This window comes from Polynucleobacter sp., from assembly GCF_018500155.2.
Classification (GTDB): domain Bacteria; phylum Pseudomonadota; class Gammaproteobacteria; order Burkholderiales; family Burkholderiaceae; genus Polynucleobacter.
In genome coordinates this window covers 1-21,627 of the sequence record NZ_JAHBAK020000049.1, presented here as the reverse complement: position 1 = coordinate 21,627, position 21,627 = coordinate 1, and the positions used below count along the sequence as shown (strand labels likewise).

The window sequence follows — 21,627 nt, the reverse complement described above, 5'->3', positions numbered from 1 at the left end:
CCTAAAAATTAGGCTAAATTGGTACATACTTAAAGACACAAACATCAGTTTTATAACAATCGTCAAGTCTGCGCTATTAGGTCATGCCCTTGGGCATCGATCACCGTGACCCGGATGATTTCGCCCAAACGATAGCGCTTAGATGGCTTATTGGGGGGCAAAACCCGTACCAAACCATCAATTTCTGGGGCGTCACCGATAGAGCGCCCAATGCCGCCTGTTTCATCCACGCGGTCAATGATGACCTGAATGCGCTTACCCACCTTTTTGGCTAAGCGTTTTATAGAGATATCTTCGGCTTTGGCCATAAATTTGGCACGACGGGCCTCTCGAATCGCGTCTGGTATGGGACTATCTAATTGGTTTGCAATAGCCCCCTCAACCGGCGAGTAAGCAAAGCAACCAGCACGATCAATTTGGGCCTCATTCAGGAAATTGAGTAAATACTCAAACTCACCCTCTGTCTCACCCGGAAATCCTGCAATAAACGTACTGCGTATCACCAGGTCTGGGCATATATTTCGCCAAGCCAAAATGCGCTCTATATTTTTTTCGCCACTGGCTGGACGCTTCATTCGCTTAAGAACATCGGGATGCGCATGTTGCAAAGGGATATCCAAATAAGGTAATACACCATACCCATATTCAGAAAACTCTGCCATCAGAGGGAGAATGTCATCCACATGGGGGTATGGGTAAACATAATGCAAACGCACCCAGGCTTGGTGTTCACGAGCAATCTGATTTAAGGCGTTGACCAAATCAAACATTCTAGTTTTAATTGGCTTGCCATCCCAAAATCCAGTTCGATATTGAATATCGACACCATAAGCACTTGTATCCTGGGATACCACAAGCAACTCTTTAACACCAGATTCAAATAGACGTTTTGCCTCTTGCAATACTTCACCAATAGGTCGAGAGACCAAATCACCACGCAGATTAGGAATAATGCAAAAAGTACAGCGATGGTTGCACCCTTCAGATATTTTGAGGTAAGCATAGTGCTTGGGCGTCAGCTTTACGCCTGTAGGTGGGACTAAATCGGTAAATGGATCGTGCGGTTTTGGTAAATGCGTATGTATTGCTTGCATTACCTCATTGGTCGCATGAGGACCTGTAACAGCCAGCACCTTAGGATGAATGCTTTGAATGAGATCGCTGCCATCGGCATTCTTACGAGCACCCAAGCATCCTGTGACAATGACCTTGCCATTTTCTGCAAGCGCCTCGCCAATAGCGGATAGACTTTCTTCAACAGCAGAATCTATAAAACCACAGGTATTGACCACCACAAGATCTGCGCCAGAATAATCCTTGGCTGTTTCATAGCCTTCGGCACTCAGTTGAGTAAGAATAAGTTCAGAATCTACTAACGCCTTGGGGCAACCCAAGGATACAAAACCAATCTTTCCAGCCACAACTATTCTTTTTCAGTCTTATTTTGCTGTGGGGTAAATGGGAAGCCGCCAAACATGTTTTGCGAACCCTGCATCTGCTCTTGCATTTTAAGAAACAAATCCTTGCTTTGCTCCATATAGTTTCCCATGAGATTTTGCATCAGAGGATTTTGAAGATTCAGCATTTGCGACCAAGCCTCTGGAGTGCTGCCAGCACCCAAGCCCTTAGTTTGATCGCCTAATTTATTGTGAATATCAACAAAAGACTGCATTGTCTTTTCTAGATAATTGCCCATCAAGCCCTGCATGGAATTACCGTAAAAACGAATAATTTGAGACAGCATTTGGGTGGAAAACACAGGTGCACCACCAGCCTCTTCCTCCAAGATGATTTGCAATAGGATATTGCGCGTGAGATCTTCATCAGTTTTTGCGTCCAAGACCTTAAAACTCTCGTTACCCATCACTAAACCTTTGATATCAGTCAAGGTAACGTAAGTACTGCTTTGGGTGTCATAAAGACGACGATTGGGGTACTTCTTGATGAGCCGATCTTCACCAGCTTTTTTTGCACGGGTAGCCATTTTTTTCCTTACTAAATACTGCAACGCAACATCAGCATAGTGTATCCCTAGTCAGAACAAAAGGAAAATTAGCTGTGTTGCGCCCCAACAATACTGCTTTTTTGACTTAATTAACCAGTATGGATACCACCATTTAAGGAGAAGTCAGCTCCGGTAGCATAACCACCATCATCAGAGGCAATCCAACAGCAAATGGATGCGATTTCTTCTGGTGTACCTAAGCGCTTTACAGGAATACCGGCCACGATCTTCTCGAGCACATCCTCACGAATGGCCTTGACCATATCCGTTCCGATATAACCAGGAGAAACGGTGTTCACAGTAACGCCCTTGGTGGCAACCTCTTGCGCTAATGCCATTGTGAAACCATGCAAACCTGCTTTTGCCGTGGAATAGTTACATTGTCCAAATTGACCTTTTTGACCGTTCACGGATGAAATATTGATGATGCGGCCCCAGTTGTTGTCGACCATACCATCAATAACTTGCTTGGTGACGTTAAACAATGAGTTCAAGTTGGTGTCGATAACAGCCTTCCATGCATCAGGCGTCATTTTGCGAAATACGCTATCGCGGGTTATGCCAGCATTATTGACTAATACATCAACACGACCTACCTCAGCCTTTACCTTATCAAAGGCGGCAACAGTGCTATCCCAGTCAGAGACATTACCTTCGGAGGCAATAAAGTCAAACCCAAGAGCTTTTTGTTCGGCAAGCCAACGGTCTTTACGCGGTGAATTGGGGCCACAACCCGCAATCACCTTAAAGCCATCTTTAGCTAAGCGCTGGCAAATAGCGGTTCCAATGCCACCCATACCACCTGTTACATATGCAACTTTTTGAGACATTACTTTCCCCTTGTAAAAAACTTTTGTGATGAATGAATTTGTTTATTGTTAAATCAGGCTGCTTTCTCTTTTACATAAACCCCTGGTGCAGCTTCCATCTTTTTATACTTTGCATTACCAAAGTTGGATGGGGCTGGTTTTTGTTCTCCGCCAAATTGCTCGAGCCATTTGGTGTAGTTTGGCCACCAACTTCCTGGGATTTGCTTTGCATCTGCCAACCACTCTTCGGCGGTTGGCGCAATCTTGTTATTTTCAAAGTAATAGCGCTTATTCTTGGCCGGTGGGTTTATAACACCAGCAATATGGCCAGACGCACCAAGCACAAAGCGGTTTTTACCTTTGAGGATGTGGGTTGACTCATAAGCAGATTGCCACGGAACGATGTGATCTTCCTGGGATGCATATAAATAGGCAGGACATTTAATCTTACCTAGGTCAATTTTCTCGCCACAAATAGTGACCTTTCCAGGCTTGACCAAATCGTTTTGTAAATAAGTGTGACGCAGATACCAGCAATACATATTGCCAGGCAGATTTGTTGAGTCACCATTCCAATACAGTAAATCAAAGGGGGGTGGTGAATTTCCTTTGAGGTAATTATCAACAACATAATTCCAAACAAGATCATTCGGTCGCAAAAAGGAAAACGTATTGCCCAGATCCAAACCAGACATCATTCCATAAGTACCTGTTTTACCGCCAATGGTGTTTTCACGTAACTCCACCATCGCTTCATCAATAAATACATCTAAGATGCCGGTGTTGGTGAAATCAAGTAAGGTAGTGAATAGCGTCAGACTAGCTGCGGGATGTTCATCACGGGCAGCCAATACTGCCAGCGCAGAAGTCGTTAATGTTCCACCGACGCAGAAACCCAAAATATTGATTTGTTTTGATTCGCTAATATCTTGAACTACCTCAATGGCTTTAATTACGCCCTTACCAACATAATCGTCCCAACTCACCTTTGCCATAGAGGCATCAGGATTTTTCCAGGACACCAGGAAAACAGTGTGTCCCTGGGCAACCATATGGCGCACCACTGAATTATCAGGTTGTAAATCCAAGATGTAATACTTATTGATACATGGTGGCACCATTAAGTAAGGACGCTCAAAAACCGTTTCTGTTAATGGCGTGTATTGAATGAGCTCAAATAACTCGTTACGGAAAACGACATGCCCTTCTGTTGTAGCAATATTTTTTCCAACCTCAAAGGCACTTTCGTCGGTAATAGAAACTTTACCCTTCTTCATATCACCAAGCAGATTCACGATACCTTTTTGAATGGATTGGCCTTGGGTGCTGATGATATTTTCAATGACCTCAGGGTTGGTTGCCATGAAATTGGACGGCGATAAGGCATCTATCATCTGCTCTGTTGCAAACAAAATCTTTTGACGGGTTTTCTCATCCGTTTCAACTGCCTTAGCCAATGACATTAAATGCTTGGAATTGAGTAGATAGGTCGCAGCAATCACCTTACTCCAAGATGAATGCCATGCCTTTCCTGCGAAACGGCGATCTTTTACCTCAATCGCCTCTGGATTTGTTGCGATGTGGGCAAGCTCTGTGAAATATTCTTTCTGAATTTCTGCGAGGCGCTCTTGGGGGATTAATGCCATATGGTGCGGTGCCAAAGATGGCGTAGCACTCGGATTCATTCCTGCAAACATAATTGTCTCTTAAATGGTGAGAGATCATTCTCCATCCATAAGACCTATAGAGTTATACGCAATAACCCTAAATGAGGGCCCAATCTAGTACTAACCCTCACACCGCACGATGTTAATAAAAACACTATGCACGTATTTTTTTAGGTTCGATCCAAATTAAGCTAGCAAATCTACCTGTTACACCATCACGTCGATAAGAGAAAAAATGGTTTGACTGATTTACAGTGCAAAAATCACCACCAGTAATTTTCTCTATACCTACTGTCTTGAGTCTAGATTGAGCCAACAAATACAAATTGGCAAAATATTTACCTGGTTTCTCTATGATGGGAATAAATGCATTTGATGGATACGGAATATTAGATACCTCAAAGGCCTCTTTTACATCAAGACCCACTTCAAAAGCAGTTGGACCAATAGCTGGCCCAAGCCATGCAAGAATAGGCTCATTAGGGTCATTGGCTAGCGCGCGCATGGATTGCGCCGTTTTTTCTAAAACGCCCTGACATAAGCCACGCCAACCCGCATGTGCAGCTCCTATTACACCGCCGGATTGAGTAGCAAATAGTACTGGAAGACAGTCTGCCGTCATGATGGCGAGCACTTCTCCTGGAATATTGCTCACAATCCCATCCGCCTCACAGGTTCGGCTTGAAGGGGTGCTCACGATCGTTCCATGTACCTGCTTTAACCAAATAGGTTCTGTGGGTAAATGCTTGTGCAATAAAGCTCTATTGAAGACAACATCTTCTGGCAAATCTCCAACGTGATCACCTAGATTTAGAGAATGGTATGGAAATTCACTTATACCACCCTCTCGTGTTGTTACTAGGGATTGAACGAAAGAAGGGGCAGCCCATTGAGGCCGAATAAACAACAACGCACCCTCAGGTATTTGATGTGTCATTGGTACGCCCTTGATGAATTGACTCTATAACAGCAGCCTCGTCTGGTAAGTCAGCTTCATTCATGCCGACTTGGGGTAATAACTCAATAATGTCTGAGGGAGGAAGACGAAACCAACTAACCCATTCTTGGGAGATAGGATGCCTCAGGCTAAGCGCAAAAGCATGCAACGCCTGACGACTAAATGGCAGGGATTTTGCAGCACCAGGCGTTTTTTTGCGGTACACAGGATCCCCTAATAATGGGAATCCCAGTGATTCTAGGTGTACCCGAATTTGATGGGTACGGCCGGTTTCTAGGCGGCATTCTAGTAGTGCTACTGGTGCATCATTAAATGCGCCTTTCACTAAACGGCGAAATTGGGTTGCAGCTGGTTTACCTTGAGAACTGCTAGCTGCCATTTTTAAGCGATCTCGTTGATCCCGACCAATATTGGCTAACACCCTGCCTTGACTTGGCGCATCTCCCCAGACCCACGCAAGGTAGCGTCGACCTACCGTCCTATCTTGAAGTTGTCGAACTAAGGCAGTTTGAGACTGCGCAGTGCGTGCCACAACCATTAAGCCTGAAGTATTTTTATCTAAACGGTGGACAATACCAGCACGAGGCAATGACTTTAGCTCTGGGAAACGATAAAGAAGCCCATTTAATAAGGTCCCGGACCAGTTACCAGCTGCAGGATGAACGACTAATCCTGGTGGCTTATTTAAGACAATGATGGATTCATCCTCATAAACAACATCAAGGGGTATATCTTCTGGGCTAAAAGCAAACTGCTCGGGCATCTCTTGAGGAAAGACCTTGACACTCTCGCCACCCTTAAGCAAATACCGCGCCTTGGTAACCTTGCCATCAACCATCACGGCGCCCGCCTCAACCCAGGCCTTGAGTCGGTTACGGGAAAAATCGGGCAAAGTCATCGCCAACACCTTATCAAGGCGTTCGCCTGCCAATTCCATGGGAATTTCCAAGGAAATGAAATCCTCTTCATCGATATAATCAATAGGATTCGAATCCGGAGTTTGCGGCAATGCCACGCTTAAAAAGCCTTTCAGTTATATCCAAAGTAGTTTCAGATGCCAGTTTAAGGCTTGCTGGGTCAAATTTTGCTCAAAATTCTCATCCCTACACACCATATCGCCTCTTTTTTATTGGATTGACCCTTATTTGTGCGCTACTAATCTTAAATGGCTGCGCAGGTGGAGATGGTCAAAAAGACGATTCAGATATTTGGTCGGAATCTAGACTTTACTCAGAAGCAACAGATAAATTAAATGATGGTGACTTTGCAAAATGCGGTAAATATTTTGAAAAGCTAGAAGCCCGCTTTCCATTTGGTCCTTATTCTCAACAAGCTCAAATTAATGCAGCTTATTGCTATTGGAAAGCCCAAGAAACTACTCAAGCTCTTGTAGCGATCGATCGCTTTATTAAATTACACCAGGGTAGCCCGACCTTAGATTACGCATACTACCTAAAGGGACTCATTACCTTTAATGATGATTTAGGCTGGCTAGGGAAATTCACTGGGCAAGATCTGAGTGAACGCGATCCCAAGGCAGCTAAGGAAGCGTTTGAATCATTTAAGACAGTTGTTGAGCGTTTTCCAAATAGTAAATACGCGCCTGACTCTTTAGACCGTATGCGTTATATCGTCAATTCGCTTGCGGAAGCCGATGTCATCGTGGCCCGCTTTTATTATCAGCGTGGTGCATATCTTGCCTCTGCAAACCGGGCGCAATTGGTCATCCGCGATTATGATCGCGCACCTGCCGTTGAGGAAGCACTTTATATCCTGGCAAAGTCTTATGAGAAATTAGGTATGACGCAATTAAGCCAAGACACTATTCGAGTTTTCAAGTTGAACTTCCCAGATAGCCAAGTATTTGAAACCGGTCAGCGCTCTCAAAAAGAACGTAGATGGTGGCAAATCTGGAATAAATAGAAAACTTCTTTCGACCTGTTATGTGCATCTAATAAAAATCCTCGTTAAATGAGGATTTTTATTTTCTAAATCAAATAATTTTGACTGGTACGCGTGGAGCTACCGCACAAAGCAATTCATATCCAATCGTGTCGCTCATTTGAGCCACTTGATCTACTGGTACCTGATCACCCCAAAGCTCTACAACACTACCAATCTTTGCAAATGGCGCATTACGCAGATCGATGGTCAGCATATCCATAGATACTCGACCCACTATTGGACATACAACGCCGCCCTCATTGCCACCTCTGACGTATACAGGAGTGCCATCTTTGGCGTGGCGGGGATAACCATCCGCATACCCACACGCAACAATACCAATTCGCATTGATTCAGGAGCCTCATAGCGACCACCATACCCTATACGATCACCAGCAAGTACATCTTGTATATCAATTATTTCGCTATGAAGTTGCATCACTGCTTTGAGATGTGCGTGCGCAATATCTTCATGTAGACCCGTTGGTGATGCCCCATAGAGCATAATTCCAGGTCTCACCCAGTCACCAAGTGCGTTTCGGTGCCATAAAACAGCCGCTGAGTTGGCTAGAGAGGTTGGTCCATCAAGACCCTCTATCGTTTGATTAAATAACTCAACTTGACTACCGACAGTTGGTTGACGATCTATTTGATCTGCATTTGCAAAATGGGTCATATGATGCATGCGATACCCAGCCGCATGTAGTCGATGAAAAGCGGAGCGATATACTGCAGGCTTCATCCCTAGGCGATTCATGCCCGTATTCATTTTTAGAAAAACACTGATTGGCTTGTGGACTTTATCCGCATAACGCTCTAACCACTCAATTTGGGCGTCACAATGAACTACCAGATCACAATGCAATTCTTGAGCAAGATCCAATTCATTTTCATGAAATAAACCCTCCAAGAGTAAGATGCGGCCTTGCCATCCATGCTCTCGCAACCAAGCCGCATCTTGGATATCCAAGAGCGCAAACCCATCGGTTGCGGCTAAGCCCTCAAGGGCAGCAGCCAAGGAATGGCCATATGAACGCGCTTTGATAACAGACCAAATCTTGGACTCTGGCGCAAGCTCACGAACGCGATTTAAGTTATGCTGAAAGGCCTGTGTATGGATAGAGGCCAAAATTGGCCTATTTATCAAGCTATTAGCTGACCCACCCATTTCCGCCCCTCCTTTCATGCTTTAATAATATAAATGACTAGATTGTACGAATGAACCGTAGTTTTTACATCATTATGGCGGCGCAATTTTTTTCGTCGCTTGCCGATAATGCCCTCCTAATTGCGGCAATAGCCCTATTGGTCCAGCTCAATGCTCCGGCCTGGATGACCCCATTGCTCAAATTGTTCTTCGTATTGTCTTATGTACTACTTGCTGCATTTGTGGGCGCTTTTGCTGATTCCCGACCAAAAGGGAATGTCATGTTCATTACAAACACCATCAAGTTTGTTGGCTGTGTTGCCATGCTCTTTGGTGGACACCCCCTACTTTCTTACGCCATTGTTGGACTGGGAGCGGCAGCATACTCACCTGCAAAGTACGGGATTTTGACTGAATTACTCCCGCCTGAAAAACTGGTAGCTGCCAATGGTTGGATTGAGGGCCTGACGGTAGGATCCATCATTTTGGGCACCGTTCTTGGTGGCGTCTTAATTAGCACAACTGTTTCTCAAAGCCTTCTAGCGCTAGACCTTCCTAGCATGGATACCGGAATAGATACCCCAGCTGAATCGGCCATCATGATCATCATGATGATTTATGTGGTTGCTGCTTTAATTAATCTCAAAATTCCAGACACTGGCGCTCGGTATGTTTCTCAGAAAACCAATCCGATTGAACTCATAAAAGATTTTGCAGTGTGTTTCAGAACCCTCTGGAATGATCGCTTGGGTCAAATTTCTTTGGCGGTAACCACTTTATTCTGGGGGGCTGGTGCTACGCTTCAGTTTATTGTGATTAAGTGGGCGCAAGTCGCTCTTCACATGAACCTCTCACAGGGCGCTATTTTGCAGGCAATATCTGCATTTGGCGTTGCTGGTGGGGCAGTCTGGGCAGCGTGGCGAATTCCACTCCGCAAGTCTTTAAATGTCTTGCCATATGGCGTCGCAATGGGTCTCATAGTCTGCTTGATGGCACTGTATAACGCAGATCTTTTGCCCAATACACCACTAATGTCGATTGGCAAAATGCAAATTACCTTAAATTTATTGCCAGCCTATGGATTGCTTATCCTAGTGGGCTGGCTAGCGGGCTATTTTGTAGTTCCTATGAATGCGCTTTTACAACATCGCGGCCACGTCCTAATGTCCGCTGGCCACTCCATTGCCGTTCAAAACTTTAATGAAAATATTTCTGTATTAGCGATGCTGGCAATTTACTCATTGCTCATATGGTTAGACTTCTCTATTCAATATGTGATCATTGGCTTTGGTTTAGCGGTCAGCATCATCATGTGGCTGGTGATTAAACGTCATGAACGAAACCAAGCCGAGTATGACTCCATGCATCTTATTGGCGAACACAAGCACTAATCTGCTTTAGATCCTAACTATTTTGGAGTACAGATTTTGCAAGTAAAAGGTCTTGCCATAACAAGGCCTTGTCTATTGGTTTTCTGACTAATTGATTTAAATCGAATGTAGCAACCACAGGAATATCCTCTTCTGTATGAAGTGCCAATATGGTTTCACGTAATTGTGGCAATGGGTCACGTTCACCAGTGATTTTTTGCGCAGCCGGCCCACCGAACGCCATAGCAACCATGGGCACATTTATTTCGGTTGGCAAATTTTTATTATCGGAGTCATTAGGACTTTTCCAAACCCATTCATCGCGATTTAAACCAAGTGCTCGAACAATGTTTTGAAACAACTGCTGCGCATCGCCTTTTGGCTCGCTTCCAAAGAACATCCAAAAGGCTTTAGGACTTGCTTTAACTTCGTTATCCATAGGCGTTTCGGATGCAGTAGATATCTGCATCTTGACGGAGTTTGGCTGGGTTAACTGTGAAACAGATGAATCTCTGGAAATCCACTCTGTGACGCCCATCTCCCGGAGGAAGTCTGTATGTGTACTCATGGCTCTAGCTTAATCGATTTAGCCATCACGATAGCATCCTCCCGATTGCCGTCAATATCACTTGCAGGATAGTAATTTTTACGCATACCGATCTGCTCGTAACCCAATTTTTTATATAGGGCCAATGCTGGGTTATTAGAAGGCCTTACCTCTAATATCACGCGTGCCATATTTTGCTCAAACGCAACACCCTCGATTGCAGACATAATTCGTGCGCCAAGTCCGAGTTTACGTAATTTTGGATCGACTGTGATATTGAGCAGATGTAATTCATCGACTGCTGGATAAAGAATGCAGTATGCCCACAAGACACCTTCATCTAAATAGCTTCCAGGCGCAAAATCCAATTGGGCTCCTGCCGGCCGAATGCAATAAGCCCAGTGACCAGCTGATAAAGAATCGGAAAAATTACCCCGTGTCCAAGGATGAATGTGTGAGATATTTTCAATCGAAAGCACTTGATCTAAATCAGAGGCCTGCATTGGCATGAATGAGAGCTCTGCCACATGTTCATGCTCAGCCACCATCGACCCCTTGGCTAAAGATTGCTTCACGCTCGGCAGTTGTTAGAGCTACTTTATTCCGAATGTATAAAGGCTCTAAGTTAGTCACCGGGATTTGCTTACCCTCGGCCCACAATTGCTTTGCATAATCCAATATACCCAAAGCTGAAATCGCAATATCTCCATCACAAGCTTGCGCAGGTAGCGAATAGCGACCAAAAAGCCTACTCTCATATGCCTTCAATGCACTTCCAGCGAGATAATCTACTTGATCAAGATCGATATCCTCTGGTTTTGAAAGTTGAATTTCACTAATGCGGATAGGCAAACAATCCATTCCGTTAGAACGGTATTTTGCCCAGTAAATTTCTTCCATACGTGCATCAATGGCTACAACAAAATGCTGAGGATCATGCTCTTTAAATTGCGCACTCTTTGTTGCTTGCGCCGCAATTGCATCTAGACTTACAACAGGGATCACCGGCAAATCAGTTGATAAAGCTAAACCTTGAACTGCAGCAATCCCTAAACGGACTCCTGTAAAGGCTCCGGGTCCTATACCAATGGCAATCGCATCTAACGATGCAAGCGATTGATTAGCTTGCGCCAAAACCTCATCAATCCAAGGAAGCAATAACCGACTTGCGCCTGCCGATACCTCTTCGTGTCGAAGTATCGGATCCTGATGATCTAAAGATAAAGCCACCGAACACCAAGCGGATGAGGTGTCGATGGCTAATAATTGCGGCATTGGTTAATCGCTTCTAGTGATTCATTGGCTGTAAACCCGATTATGAACTCAAACCAGCAATGACCTCTGGTGGAGCCTGAACCAATTCAATTAATGCCCCCTCACCGCTAATGGGAAACTCATCATTACCTTTGGGATGCACAAAAGTAATGTCGTATCCAGCTGCGCCTTTACGAATGCCGCCAGGCGCAAATCGTAACCCATTCGCAGATAGCCATTCGACCGCCTTAGGCAAGTCATCTACCCACAAACCAATATGATTGAGCGGTGTCTGATGCACTGCTGGCTTTTTATTGATATCAAAAGGCTGCATGAGGTCAACTTCAATCTCATGAGCTCCATTGCCAATAGCACAAATGTCCTCGTCAACGTTCTCTCGCTCAGAAACAAAAGTACTTTTATAGTCAAACCCTAGCATATCAACCCAGAGCTTTCTCAGACGATCTTTACTTTCACCGCCAATGGCAATTTGTTGAATGCCAAGGATTTTGAATGGCTTTGCGCTCATAAATACCTTTCTACTCAAATCGAATAATGAGTTGATCGACCGCCAAGCTATCACCTTCCTTGGCACAAATTTCAGCAACTACACCATCCTGCGACGCAGAAAGGGTATTTTCCATTTTCATTGCCTCAATGGAAGCCAGTTTTTGACCAGCAGTGACTGATTCACCAACTTTTACAGCAATCTTTGTTAAAAGACCTGGCATTGGAGACATCACCAACTTAGAGGTATCGGGAGGAAGCTTCACCGGCATGCGACGCTGCAATTCAGCGCCTAAGGGGCTGAGCACCATGCACTCGTAATGAGCGCCATCTAAGACCAAGTAAAACTTAACGCCCTTACGCTCGACCTGAGCCGTTATTTTTTGAGTGCCGTTAATTGTGGCGTGCAAACAAATCTGTCCTGGACGCCAATCGCTAACAATATCGTAACGACTCACGCCATCTTTTTCATCAATATAGACAGAGTAAACGCCTTCTTTTAGCTCTACACGAATGGGCACTTCATGAGGATCTGTCATGGATCCTGATTTCTTGCCAGTAACCACCACAAACTTCTTAGCAATCACCATTTCATGGCCAGCAAGCTGACCATCAATCATCTTGATATGCTCAAGATAGCGATAACGCATGAAAGCTGCCAATGCTGCTAAACGCTTAGGATCAGCGGGCTGTACAGAATCCTTCTTAAAGCCTTCTGGATACTCCTCTGCAATAAAGCCTGTTGTGAAATCACCATTCACAAAGCGAGGATGCTGTAACAATGCCGCCTGGAAGGGGACATTTGAGTGAATGCCACGAATGACAAAATCATTCAAGGCAGAACGCATCTTTTCGATTGCTTCAGCGCGATCTTTACCATGAACAATTAATTTAGCAATCATAGAGTCGTAGTACATCGGGATCTCACCACCCTCATATACGCCAGTATCTACACGAACTCCATTAACAGATTCTGGTGGACGATACTTAACCAAACGACCTGTCGAAGGCAAGAAGTTACGGAATGGGTCATCTGCATTAATACGGCACTCCATTGACCAACCGTCAAGTTTTACATCCTCTTGCTTAAATGCTAGCTTTTCACCAGCAGCTACTCGAATCATTTGCTCAACTAAATCAAGACCCGTAATACATTCAGTTACAGGGTGTTCAACCTGCAAGCGAGTATTCATTTCAAGGAAATAGAATGATTTATCCTTGCCAACCACAAATTCAACAGTACCAGCGGATTGATAATTGACCGCTTTTGCTAAGGCAACCGCTTGTTCGCCCATTGCTTTGCGAGTGGCTGGATCAATAAATGGTGATGGAGCTTCTTCAATCACTTTTTGATGACGGCGTTGAATCGAGCAATCTCGTTCATTGAGATAGACCACATTTCCATGAGAATCGCCCAATACCTGAATCTCAATATGTCTTGGACCCTCAACAAACTTTTCGATAAAGATGCGATCGTCACCAAAGCTATTCATTGCCTCAGTCTTACAAGCCGCAAAACCTTCGGCAGCTTCTTTGTCATTAAACGCAACACGTAGACCTTTGCCGCCGCCTCCTGCTGATGCCTTGATCATCACTGGATAGCCAATGTCCTGTGCAATCTTGACCGCTTTTTCAGTCGTTTCAATTGCCTCGTTGTAGCCAGGAATCGTATTTACTTTGGCCTCTAAAGCAAGCTTTTTAGAGGCAATCTTATCGCCCATTGCGGCAATCGATTGGTATTTTGGACCAATAAAAACAATGCCCTCGTCTTCACAGCGCTTAGCAAATTGTTCATTTTCAGATAAAAATCCATACCCAGGGTGAACTGCTTCAGCGCCAGTATCTTTGCAAGCAGCAATAATGCGGTCCATGACAAGATACGATTCACGCGAAGGTGCTGGCCCAATGCATACCGCCTCATCAGCTAACTGCACATGACGCGCTTCCTTATCTGCCTCGGAATAAACTGCAACAGTCTTAATTCCCATTTTTTGGGCTGTTTTAATCACACGGCAAGCAATTTCACCGCGGTTAGCAATCAAAATTTTCTTAAACATTTTCGTAGTCATAATGTGTCAGCGCCTTTACAGAGGAATGTTGCCGTGTTTACGCGCAGGATTCTTTAAGTCTTTATCTTTGAGCATGGCTAAAGAGCGTGCAATGCGTTTGCGAGTCTCATGAGGCAGGATCACGTCATCAATATATCCACGGCGTCCTGCTACAAATGGATTGGCAAACTTAGATTTGTACTCAGCCTCACGTGCAGCAATTTTTTCTGGATCAGATTTTTCTTCACGGAAGATAATTTCAACAGCGCCTTTTGGACCCATAACAGCAATTTCAGCTGAAGGCCAAGCAAAGTTCACGTCGCCACGCAAATGTTTCGACGCCATCACGTCATAAGCACCGCCGTAGGCTTTACGAGTAATTAAAGTCACTTTTGGTACGGTGCAATCTGCATAGGCATACAACAACTTAGCACCATGCTTAATAATGCCTCCGTATTCCTGAGCAGTACCTGGCATAAAGCCTGGCACGTCAACCAAGGTGACCACTGGAATATTAAATGCATCGCAGAAACGCACAAAACGGGCCGCTTTAATAGATGCTTTGATATCTAAGCAACCTGCTAGAACTAGCGGCTGATTTGCCACAATACCTATGGAGCGGCCCTCTATACGCGCAAAACCGATAACAATATTTTTAGCGTAATCAGGTTGGAGCTCAAAAAACTCCCCATCATCCACAATCTTCTCAATCAACTCCTTCATGTCATATGGCTGATTTGGATTTGACGGTACCAATGTGTCTAATGAGTAATCAGGCTCCTCGGTACGATTGGCACCTTTAATAAGAGGTGGTTTTTCACGATTAGAAAGTGGTAAGTAATTGAAGAAGCGACGCAACATCATGATCGCGTCTACATCATTCTCAAAAGCTAAATCACAAACACCAGAGATAGTTGAATGGGTAACCGCGCCACCCAACTCTTCAGAAGTTACATCCTCGTGCGTCACAGTTTTGACGACCTCAGGACCCGTAACAAACATATATGAACTATCTTTCACCATGAAGATAAAGTCCGTTAACGCCGGTGAATACACAGCGCCACCTGCTGATGGACCCATGATCAAGGAAATCTGTGGGATCACGCCGGAAGCAGTGACGTTACGCTGGAATATTTCTGCATAGCCACCTAGTGATGCAACGCCTTCTTGAATACGCGCACCACCAGAGTCATTCAACCCAATGACAGGAGCACCAACTTTAAGTGCTTGGTCCATGATTTTGCAAATTTTCTCTGCATGCGCTTCAGATAATGAACCTCCAAGCACAGTAAAGTCCTGAGAGAAAACAAAAACTAAGCGGCCATTAATCATTCCATACCCAGTTACAACGCCGTCACCTGGAACTGTTTGATCGCCCATACCAAAATCATGGCAGCGGTGCTCAACAAACATATCCCATTCTTCGAAAGTGCCAGCATCAAGCAAGAGCTCAATACGCTCACGCGCTGTTAACTTGCCTTTTGAGTGTTGCGCCTGAATACGCTTTTGCCCGCCGCCTAGCCGAGCAAGCTCGCGCTTTGCTTCAAGTTGCTGAATGATTTCCTTCATTACCTACTCCTTAGAAAAATTCATGACCCATGGTCTCCAATAAGCGTCTTGCTGCCACTGAAGGCGCCATGGTTCCCTGATTTACTTGTGCTACTAAATTTGGTAACAATGCTTGAACAGCTTCATTACTTCTAAAAGCATTTTTTAAACCCGCATCAATCCGATCCCACATCCAGGCGCCAGCTTGTTGTTTGCGCCGCGCTTCAAATTTGCCATTGGCTTTTTGAAGAGTTTGAAAGTGTGAAATTTTTTCCCAAAGCTCTGGGATGCCCCTCCCCTCAAGCGCGCTGAGCGTCATGACAGTAGGATGCCAGTGAGATTGATCATGTGATGCGTGATCTGGATTCCCCTGAAAACCTAGCAATCTCAAGGAACTTGTAATAAAGAGCTGTGCGCGCATTGCCGCATCAGGATCAAGGTCAACTTTATTGATCACAATTAAGTCGGCAATTTCCATTACGCCTTTTTTGATTGCTTGCAAATCATCACCCGCATTAGGCAACTGCAAGAGTAAAAACATATCAGTCATACCGGCAACGGCGATCTCACTCTGGCCAACACCAACTGTTTCAACAATGATGATGTCAAACCCGGCAGCTTCAGCGACCAACATGGCTTCGCGCGTTTTTTCAGCGACCCCACCCAATGTCAATGAAGATGGGCTTGGACGAATGAAAGCATTTTCCAGTACCGATAAACGTTCCATTCGGGTTTTATCCCCCAAAATGGATCCTCCAGACAAACTTGATGAGGGATCAATTGCTAAAACAGCAACACGATGCCCCTTTTCAATCAAATAAAGCCCAAGCGTTTCAATGAGAGTGGACTTACCCACACCCGGTACACCCGAAATTCCTAAACGAAATGAATTACCAGTTCTAGGGAGCAAAGTATTAAGAACATCATCCGCACGCTTGCGGTGATCTAAGCGCGTAGATTCAAGTAAGGTAATGACTTTAGCTAATGCGCGACGCTGTTTTAGCGATGGCGCATCAGCTAGATCACTTACCAAAGCAAGATCAGCAGCTTCAAGCATTCTCAAGAGCTCAATCTTAATTAAACTGGCTTAACTGACTTGCGAATTTGCTCCAGAACATCTTTGGCCGAAGCTGGAATTGGTGTGCCGGGACCATAAATCCCTTTTACGCCAGCTTCATAGAGGAACTCGTAGTCTTGTCGTGGAATGACACCACCAACAAACACGATAATGTCATCAGATCCTTGCTTCTTCAATTCAGCAATGATCGCAGGCACTAAGGTTTTGTGACCAGCAGCTAAAGTTGAAATTCCTAATGCATGCACGTCATTCTCAATCGCTTGACGCGCACATTCTTCAGGAGTTTGGAACAAAGGACCGATGTCAACATCAAAGCCCAAATCTGCATATGCAGTTGCTACCACTTTTGCGCCACGATCATGCCCATCCTGTCCTAACTTGGCGATCATCACCCGTGGACGACGACCAAATTCTTTAGCAAAATCAGCAATCTCTGTTTGTAACTTTGCCCAGCCCTCTGCTGAGTCGTAAGCGGCTGCATACACTCCGGTCACCTTTTGAGTATCGGCGCGGTGGCGCCCGTAAACTTTTTCCAATGCATCTGATACTTCACCAACGGTAGCACGCAAACGAATTGCATTGACAGATAACTCTAATAAGTTACCGGAGTTATCCTCTGCAGCCTTGGTGAGCGCCTCTAATGCTGCCTCTACCTTCTTACTATCACGCTTTGCCTTAATGTCTTTCAAGCGTGCAACCTGACCTTCGCGCACCTTGTCGTTGTCAATCATCAATACATCAACAAGATCTTCTTTGCCAAGCTTGTATTTATTAACGCCCACAATGACATCTGCACCAGAGTCAATTTTTGCTTGTTTTTCAGCAGCTGCAGCTTCAATTTTGAGCTTTGCCCAGCCACTTTCCACCGCCTTAGTCATGCCGCCCATGGCATCAACTTCTTGTATGATTTCCCAAGCTTTATCTGCCATTTCTTGGGTGAGGTTTTCCATCATGTAAGAACCCGCCCACGGGTCTATCACACTCGTAATATGGGTTTCTTCTTGGAGAATCAACTGAGTGTTACGGGCGATACGACTTGAAAACTCTGAAGGCAATGCAATCGCTTCATCTAAAGAGTTGGTATGCAACGACTGTGTACCACCAAAGACTGCTGCCATTGCTTCTACAGTGGTTCTCACAACGTTGTTATAAGGATCTTGCTCTGTCAAAGACCAGCCTGAAGTTTGGCAATGTGTACGCAACATCAAAGACTTTGGATTTTTTGGTTCAAACGACTTCATGATGCGCCACCAGAGCAAGCGGGCTGCGCGCAACTTTGCAACTTCAAGATAAAAATTCATGCCAATTGCAAAGAAGAACGAAAGTCGCCCAGCAAAGCCATCTACGTCCAACCCTTTTGCTAAGGCCGTTTTCACATACTCCTTACCGTCAGCCAAGGTAAATGCCAGTTCTAAAACCTGATTGGCACCTGCTTCTTGCATGTGATAACCCGAAATAGAGATCGAGTTAAATTTCGGCATATGCTTAGCGGTGTACTCAATAATGTCACCAATAATGCGCATGGAAGGCTCTGGCGGATAAATGTAGGTGTTTCGCACCATGAACTCTTTGAGAATGTCATTCTGAATAGTTCCAGATAACTGCTCTTGCTTCACGCCTTGCTCTTCACCCGCTACGATGTAGCCTGCCAATACAGGTAAAACGGCTCCATTCATCGTCATTGATACGGAAACCTTGTCAAGCGGAATACCGTCAAACAAAATTTTCATGTCTTCGACAGAATCAATTGCAACACCCGCTTTACCAACATCTCCAGTGACGCGTGGATGATCAGAGTCATAACCACGATGTGTCGCCAAATCGAACGCTACAGATACACCCTGACCACCAGCTTCAAGCGCTTTTCGATAAAACGCATTGGATTCTTCGGCAGTCGAAAAACCTGCATATTGACGAATCGTCCATGGACGAACGGAATACATCGTGGCTTGGGGACCGCGCACAAACGGCTCAAAACCTGGAAGTGTATCTATGTAGTTCAACCCTTTGGTATCGGCAGAGGTGTACAGCGCTTTAAGCTGAATGCCATCGGGAGTTTTCCATCCTAATTTATCTACATCTCCATTAGGAGCAGATTTTTGTGCAGACTTTTTCCAAGCCTCCAAATTGGCTTCTGGAAATAATGGCCATGAACTAGATAGATTTTTCTTTTCTGAACTCACAAGGCACTCCCGTATTTATGTTGCGTTGCATATAAGATTTGTTAATTCTGCTTGACTATTTCTATTTTGTCTAGATATCATGTATTCATAATTATGAATACAAAATTGAATAATCGACCTCTTTATGAAGATGTCGCAGATCGTCTGCGAGAGCAGATTTTTGCCAAACAATTAGCCCCAGGAAGCTGGCTAGACGAACAAAGCTTGGCTGAACAGTTTGGCATTAGTAGAACCCCAATGCGTGAAGCCATCAAGGTTTTAGCGTCTGAAGGTCTGGTAACCATCAAAATGCGTCGCGGCGCCTATGTCACTGAGGTAGCAAAAAAGGATTTGGAGCAGATATTTTGTGTTCTTACCCTCTTAGAAGGCGAAGCGGCAAGAGAAACGGCTTCCAAAGCCACGGAAGAAGAGCTTAATCAATTGGACTACTGGCACCACCGTCTTGAGAAGGCCGCCGCGGATAGAGATATTGAGCAATTCTTTGAAATTAATGGCAAATTTCATGAGCTCATACAAGAAATTGCGGGCAATCGCTGGATGAATGGCGTCATCGCTGACCTGCGAAAAGTTCTTAAATTGCATCGCAAGGATTCGCTCATGAGTACCGGAAGGTTGCAAAACTCACTCATTGAGCATCGGGCTATTCTGAATGCCCTCTTAAAACGCGATCAGGCCGGAGCCGAGACGGCGATGCGCAAGCACCTAACAAGAGGTCTGGAGGCTCTCAAATAAAGTTCATTTCCTCTAAAAAATAATGGCCTAGATGATTCATCTAAGCCATTATTTCAGCGAAGCTTTGCTTTACAGCACGTATGAATTACTTCTTGATAACAAAGTTTCCAGGCAAGGATGCAATATAAGCAGCCATGTCTTGCAAATCGGCGTCGCTAAACGACTGAACTTGAGAACCCATCACGGCATTATTACGTCCGTACTGGGCGTTTCCGTTACCTACTTTGTAGGCCTTTAAGGCGTAGTACAAATAATCAGGATACTGACCAGCTAACTTTGGATAGGCTGGAAGAATGGGGGCATTTAGACCTGCGCCATGACAAGAAGCGCAATTGGCTTTTTCTACTAAAGCTTTGCCCTTTTCAAGATTGGCTGCATTGGCAATATTTACAAGACCAATGCTAGAGAGTAATGCCGTTGTAATGAGTGCGAATTTCATGAACGTGCCTCTATCACTTCAAAGGATTGTTAGGTGAGCTGGCAGTTTGCGCAGCATAGTACTCAGCAATATCTGCCATATCTTGATCAGATAGGCTTGCTGCAATTGAACGCATGGTTGGATGCTTTCTGTTGCCCTTTTTATATTCAGACAGAGAAGAAGCAATGTAAGCAGCGTTTTGGCCACCCAACATAGGTACACGATAAACCAAGGGATAATCGGCCCTGTAATCAGGAATGGAATGGCAGCCTACACAAAGCCAGACTTTACCGTTACCCGCAGCTGCATTGCCTTTAACTTCTTCAGCATGGGCTGTATATGCTGTGAAAACTACACCAGCACACAATAGTAGGCGCGAAATAAATGAGAGTTTTTTCATAGAAATCAGTTTTATGAGTTTGATTTAGATCAACTCGGGAGAGTATAGCGGACTGAAGCCCTCTCCACCATGATTTACCCCTTTTTGACCTCAAAATCAGTATAAATACTGAAAAACTAGCCCTATTTACCTATACTTAAACGTCTCATAAATCATCATCTGATTCTGCCTATGTCCACTTCAGCAAACCATTCCCCACCAGCATCCTCCAACCGCTTTGAGGGGAGTCAAAGCTATGTCGCGACAGATGATCTGAAATTAGCAGTGAATGCTGCGATGGCGTTACAGCGCCCTCTTTTGATTAAAGGCGAACCCGGTACTGGCAAGACCATGTTGGCCGAGGAAGTTGCGTCCGCCCTCAAAATGCCTTTATTGCAGTGGCACATCAAATCAACTACAAAAGCGCAACAAGGTCTTTATGAATACGATGCTGTGAGTCGCTTGCGTGATTCGCAACTTGGCGACGAGAAAGTAAAAGACATTCGTAATTACATTGTCAAAGGAGTATTGTGGCAAGCCTTTGAAGCAGATGAGCCTACTGTATTGCTGATTGATGAAATCGACAAGGCTGATATAGAGTTTCCTAATGATCTCCTACGTGAAATTGATCGTATGGAGTTTTATGTATATGAAACGCGGGAACTGATTAAAGCAAAACATCGTCCTTTAGTCATCATCACATCCAACAATGAAAAAGAGTTGCCTGATGCTTTTTTACGGCGCTGCTTCTTTCATTACATTACCTTCCCTGATGCAAAAACGATGCAAAGCATTGTTGATGTGCACCACCCCCATATCAAACAAGACCTTTTAGAGTCTGCTCTAAAAGCCTTCTACCAGATACGCTCTTTGCCAGGCCTCAAGAAAAAACCTTCTACCTCTGAACTCATCGATTGGCTAAAACTGCTATTAGCAGAAGATATCCCGCCGCAGGCTCTATTTAGTAGTGATGAAAAGATTGTGGTCCCTCCGCTGCATGGCGCTCTATTAAAGCTGTCTCTTATACACATCT

At 44.7% G+C, this 21,627-nt stretch carries 21 protein-coding genes; 4 read left to right on the top strand and 17 right to left on the bottom strand.

Annotation, left to right across the window (positions count from 1 at the left end):
- Nucleotides 1-62: 62 nt before the first annotated feature.
- The 6 genes from rimO to KIH43_RS06130 all read right to left on the bottom strand — a co-directional run bounded on the left by rimO (nt 63) and on the right by KIH43_RS06130 (nt 6,454).
- Nucleotides 63-1,421 carry a 30S ribosomal protein S12 methylthiotransferase RimO gene (gene rimO, locus KIH43_RS06155; protein ID WP_297718844.1) on the bottom strand — a complete coding sequence of 453 codons (1,359 nt, stop codon included), beginning with the start codon at nt 1,419-1,421 and terminating at the stop codon, nt 63-65.
- Nucleotides 1,422-1,423: 2 nt separating this feature from the next.
- A complete protein-coding gene (gene phaR / locus KIH43_RS06150; protein ID WP_296967540.1) occupies nt 1,424-1,984 on the bottom strand; it encodes a polyhydroxyalkanoate synthesis repressor PhaR in 561 nt (186 codons plus the stop codon).
- Between the two features lie 110 nt (nt 1,985-2,094).
- Entirely contained in the window at nt 2,095-2,835 is a 741-nt protein-coding gene (locus tag KIH43_RS06145) for a 3-ketoacyl-ACP reductase (protein ID WP_296967538.1), read from the bottom strand.
- A gap of 53 nt (nt 2,836-2,888) precedes the next feature.
- Nucleotides 2,889-4,511: a class I poly(R)-hydroxyalkanoic acid synthase gene (gene phaC, locus KIH43_RS06140; RefSeq protein ID WP_296967536.1), complete on the bottom strand. Its 1,623-nt coding sequence runs from the start codon at nt 4,509-4,511 to the stop codon at nt 2,889-2,891.
- Nucleotides 4,512-4,635: 124 nt separating this feature from the next.
- A complete protein-coding gene (gene pgeF / locus KIH43_RS06135; RefSeq protein ID WP_297718839.1) occupies nt 4,636-5,418 on the bottom strand; it encodes a peptidoglycan editing factor PgeF in 783 nt (260 codons plus the stop codon).
- Nucleotides 5,399-6,454: an RluA family pseudouridine synthase gene (locus KIH43_RS06130; RefSeq protein WP_297718836.1), complete on the bottom strand. Its 1,056-nt coding sequence runs from the start codon at nt 6,452-6,454 to the stop codon at nt 5,399-5,401. Before KIH43_RS06130 ends, pgeF begins: the two co-directional genes overlap by 20 nt.
- Here KIH43_RS06130 and KIH43_RS06125 point away from each other — a divergent pair.
- Nucleotides 6,448-7,362: an outer membrane protein assembly factor BamD gene (locus tag KIH43_RS06125; protein ID WP_297718833.1), complete on the top strand. Its 915-nt coding sequence runs from the start codon at nt 6,448-6,450 to the stop codon at nt 7,360-7,362. The genes KIH43_RS06130 and KIH43_RS06125 overlap by 7 nt on opposite strands.
- 70 nt (nt 7,363-7,432) lie before the next feature.
- On the opposite strand, the gene alr is transcribed toward KIH43_RS06125, so the two are convergent.
- Nucleotides 7,433-8,527, bottom strand: a complete 1,095-nt coding sequence (gene alr, locus KIH43_RS06120; RefSeq protein ID WP_296967644.1) for an alanine racemase — start codon at nt 8,525-8,527, stop codon at nt 7,433-7,435.
- Nucleotides 8,528-8,601: 74 nt separating this feature from the next.
- Between alr and lplT the strand changes: the two genes are divergently transcribed.
- Complete coding sequence (gene lplT, locus KIH43_RS06115) at nt 8,602-9,921, top strand: lysophospholipid transporter LplT (protein ID WP_297718831.1); 1,320 nt, start codon at nt 8,602-8,604, stop codon at nt 9,919-9,921.
- Between the two features lie 13 nt (nt 9,922-9,934).
- Here lplT and KIH43_RS06110 read toward each other — a convergent pair whose 3' ends face one another.
- From KIH43_RS06110 to scpA, 8 genes are read right to left on the bottom strand one after another with little or no spacing between them, the layout of a single operon-like run.
- Complete coding sequence (locus KIH43_RS06110) at nt 9,935-10,468, bottom strand: DNA polymerase III subunit psi (RefSeq protein WP_297718827.1); 534 nt, start codon at nt 10,466-10,468, stop codon at nt 9,935-9,937.
- Nucleotides 10,465-11,022: a ribosomal protein S18-alanine N-acetyltransferase gene (rimI, locus tag KIH43_RS06105; RefSeq protein ID WP_297718824.1), complete on the bottom strand. Its 558-nt coding sequence runs from the start codon at nt 11,020-11,022 to the stop codon at nt 10,465-10,467. The genes KIH43_RS06110 and rimI overlap by 4 nt, the downstream gene beginning before the upstream one ends.
- Nucleotides 10,985-11,722, bottom strand: coding sequence for a tRNA (adenosine(37)-N6)-threonylcarbamoyltransferase complex dimerization subunit type 1 TsaB (gene tsaB, locus KIH43_RS06100; protein ID WP_297718821.1), 738 nt, complete (start codon nt 11,720-11,722; stop codon nt 10,985-10,987). The genes rimI and tsaB overlap by 38 nt, the downstream gene beginning before the upstream one ends.
- A gap of 40 nt (nt 11,723-11,762) precedes the next feature.
- Complete coding sequence (locus KIH43_RS06095) at nt 11,763-12,230, bottom strand: VOC family protein (protein ID WP_297718819.1); 468 nt, start codon at nt 12,228-12,230, stop codon at nt 11,763-11,765.
- A gap of 10 nt (nt 12,231-12,240) precedes the next feature.
- A complete protein-coding gene (accC, locus tag KIH43_RS06090) occupies nt 12,241-14,265 on the bottom strand; it encodes an acetyl-CoA carboxylase biotin carboxylase subunit (protein ID WP_296967643.1) in 2,025 nt (674 codons plus the stop codon).
- A 27-nt stretch (nt 14,266-14,292) separates the two neighbouring features.
- A complete protein-coding gene (locus KIH43_RS06085) occupies nt 14,293-15,825 on the bottom strand; it encodes an acyl-CoA carboxylase subunit beta (protein WP_296967519.1) in 1,533 nt (510 codons plus the stop codon).
- Between the two features lie 10 nt (nt 15,826-15,835).
- Entirely contained in the window at nt 15,836-16,861 is a 1,026-nt protein-coding gene (meaB, locus tag KIH43_RS06080) for a methylmalonyl Co-A mutase-associated GTPase MeaB (RefSeq protein WP_297718816.1), read from the bottom strand.
- A gap of 20 nt (nt 16,862-16,881) precedes the next feature.
- Nucleotides 16,882-19,065, bottom strand: a complete 2,184-nt coding sequence (scpA, locus tag KIH43_RS06075; protein WP_297718813.1) for a methylmalonyl-CoA mutase — start codon at nt 19,063-19,065, stop codon at nt 16,882-16,884.
- Nucleotides 19,066-19,158: 93 nt separating this feature from the next.
- Between scpA and KIH43_RS06070 the strand changes: the two genes are divergently transcribed.
- Nucleotides 19,159-19,797 carry a GntR family transcriptional regulator gene (locus KIH43_RS06070; RefSeq protein WP_297718810.1) on the top strand — a complete coding sequence of 213 codons (639 nt, stop codon included), beginning with the start codon at nt 19,159-19,161 and terminating at the stop codon, nt 19,795-19,797.
- Between the two features lie 85 nt (nt 19,798-19,882).
- Here the strand turns inward: KIH43_RS06070 and KIH43_RS06065 are convergent, their stop codons facing one another.
- On the bottom strand, nt 19,883-20,236 hold the full coding sequence (locus KIH43_RS06065) for a cytochrome c (protein WP_297718807.1): 354 nt from the start codon (nt 20,234-20,236) through the stop codon (nt 19,883-19,885).
- A 13-nt stretch (nt 20,237-20,249) separates the two neighbouring features.
- A complete protein-coding gene (locus tag KIH43_RS06060; RefSeq protein WP_297718805.1) occupies nt 20,250-20,615 on the bottom strand; it encodes a cytochrome c in 366 nt (121 codons plus the stop codon).
- A 171-nt stretch (nt 20,616-20,786) separates the two neighbouring features.
- On the opposite strand from KIH43_RS06060, the gene KIH43_RS06055 reads away from it, so the two are divergent.
- Nucleotides 20,787-21,627 (top strand): MoxR family ATPase (locus KIH43_RS06055; protein ID WP_297718802.1); only part of this gene is annotated, 841 nt, incomplete at its 3' end.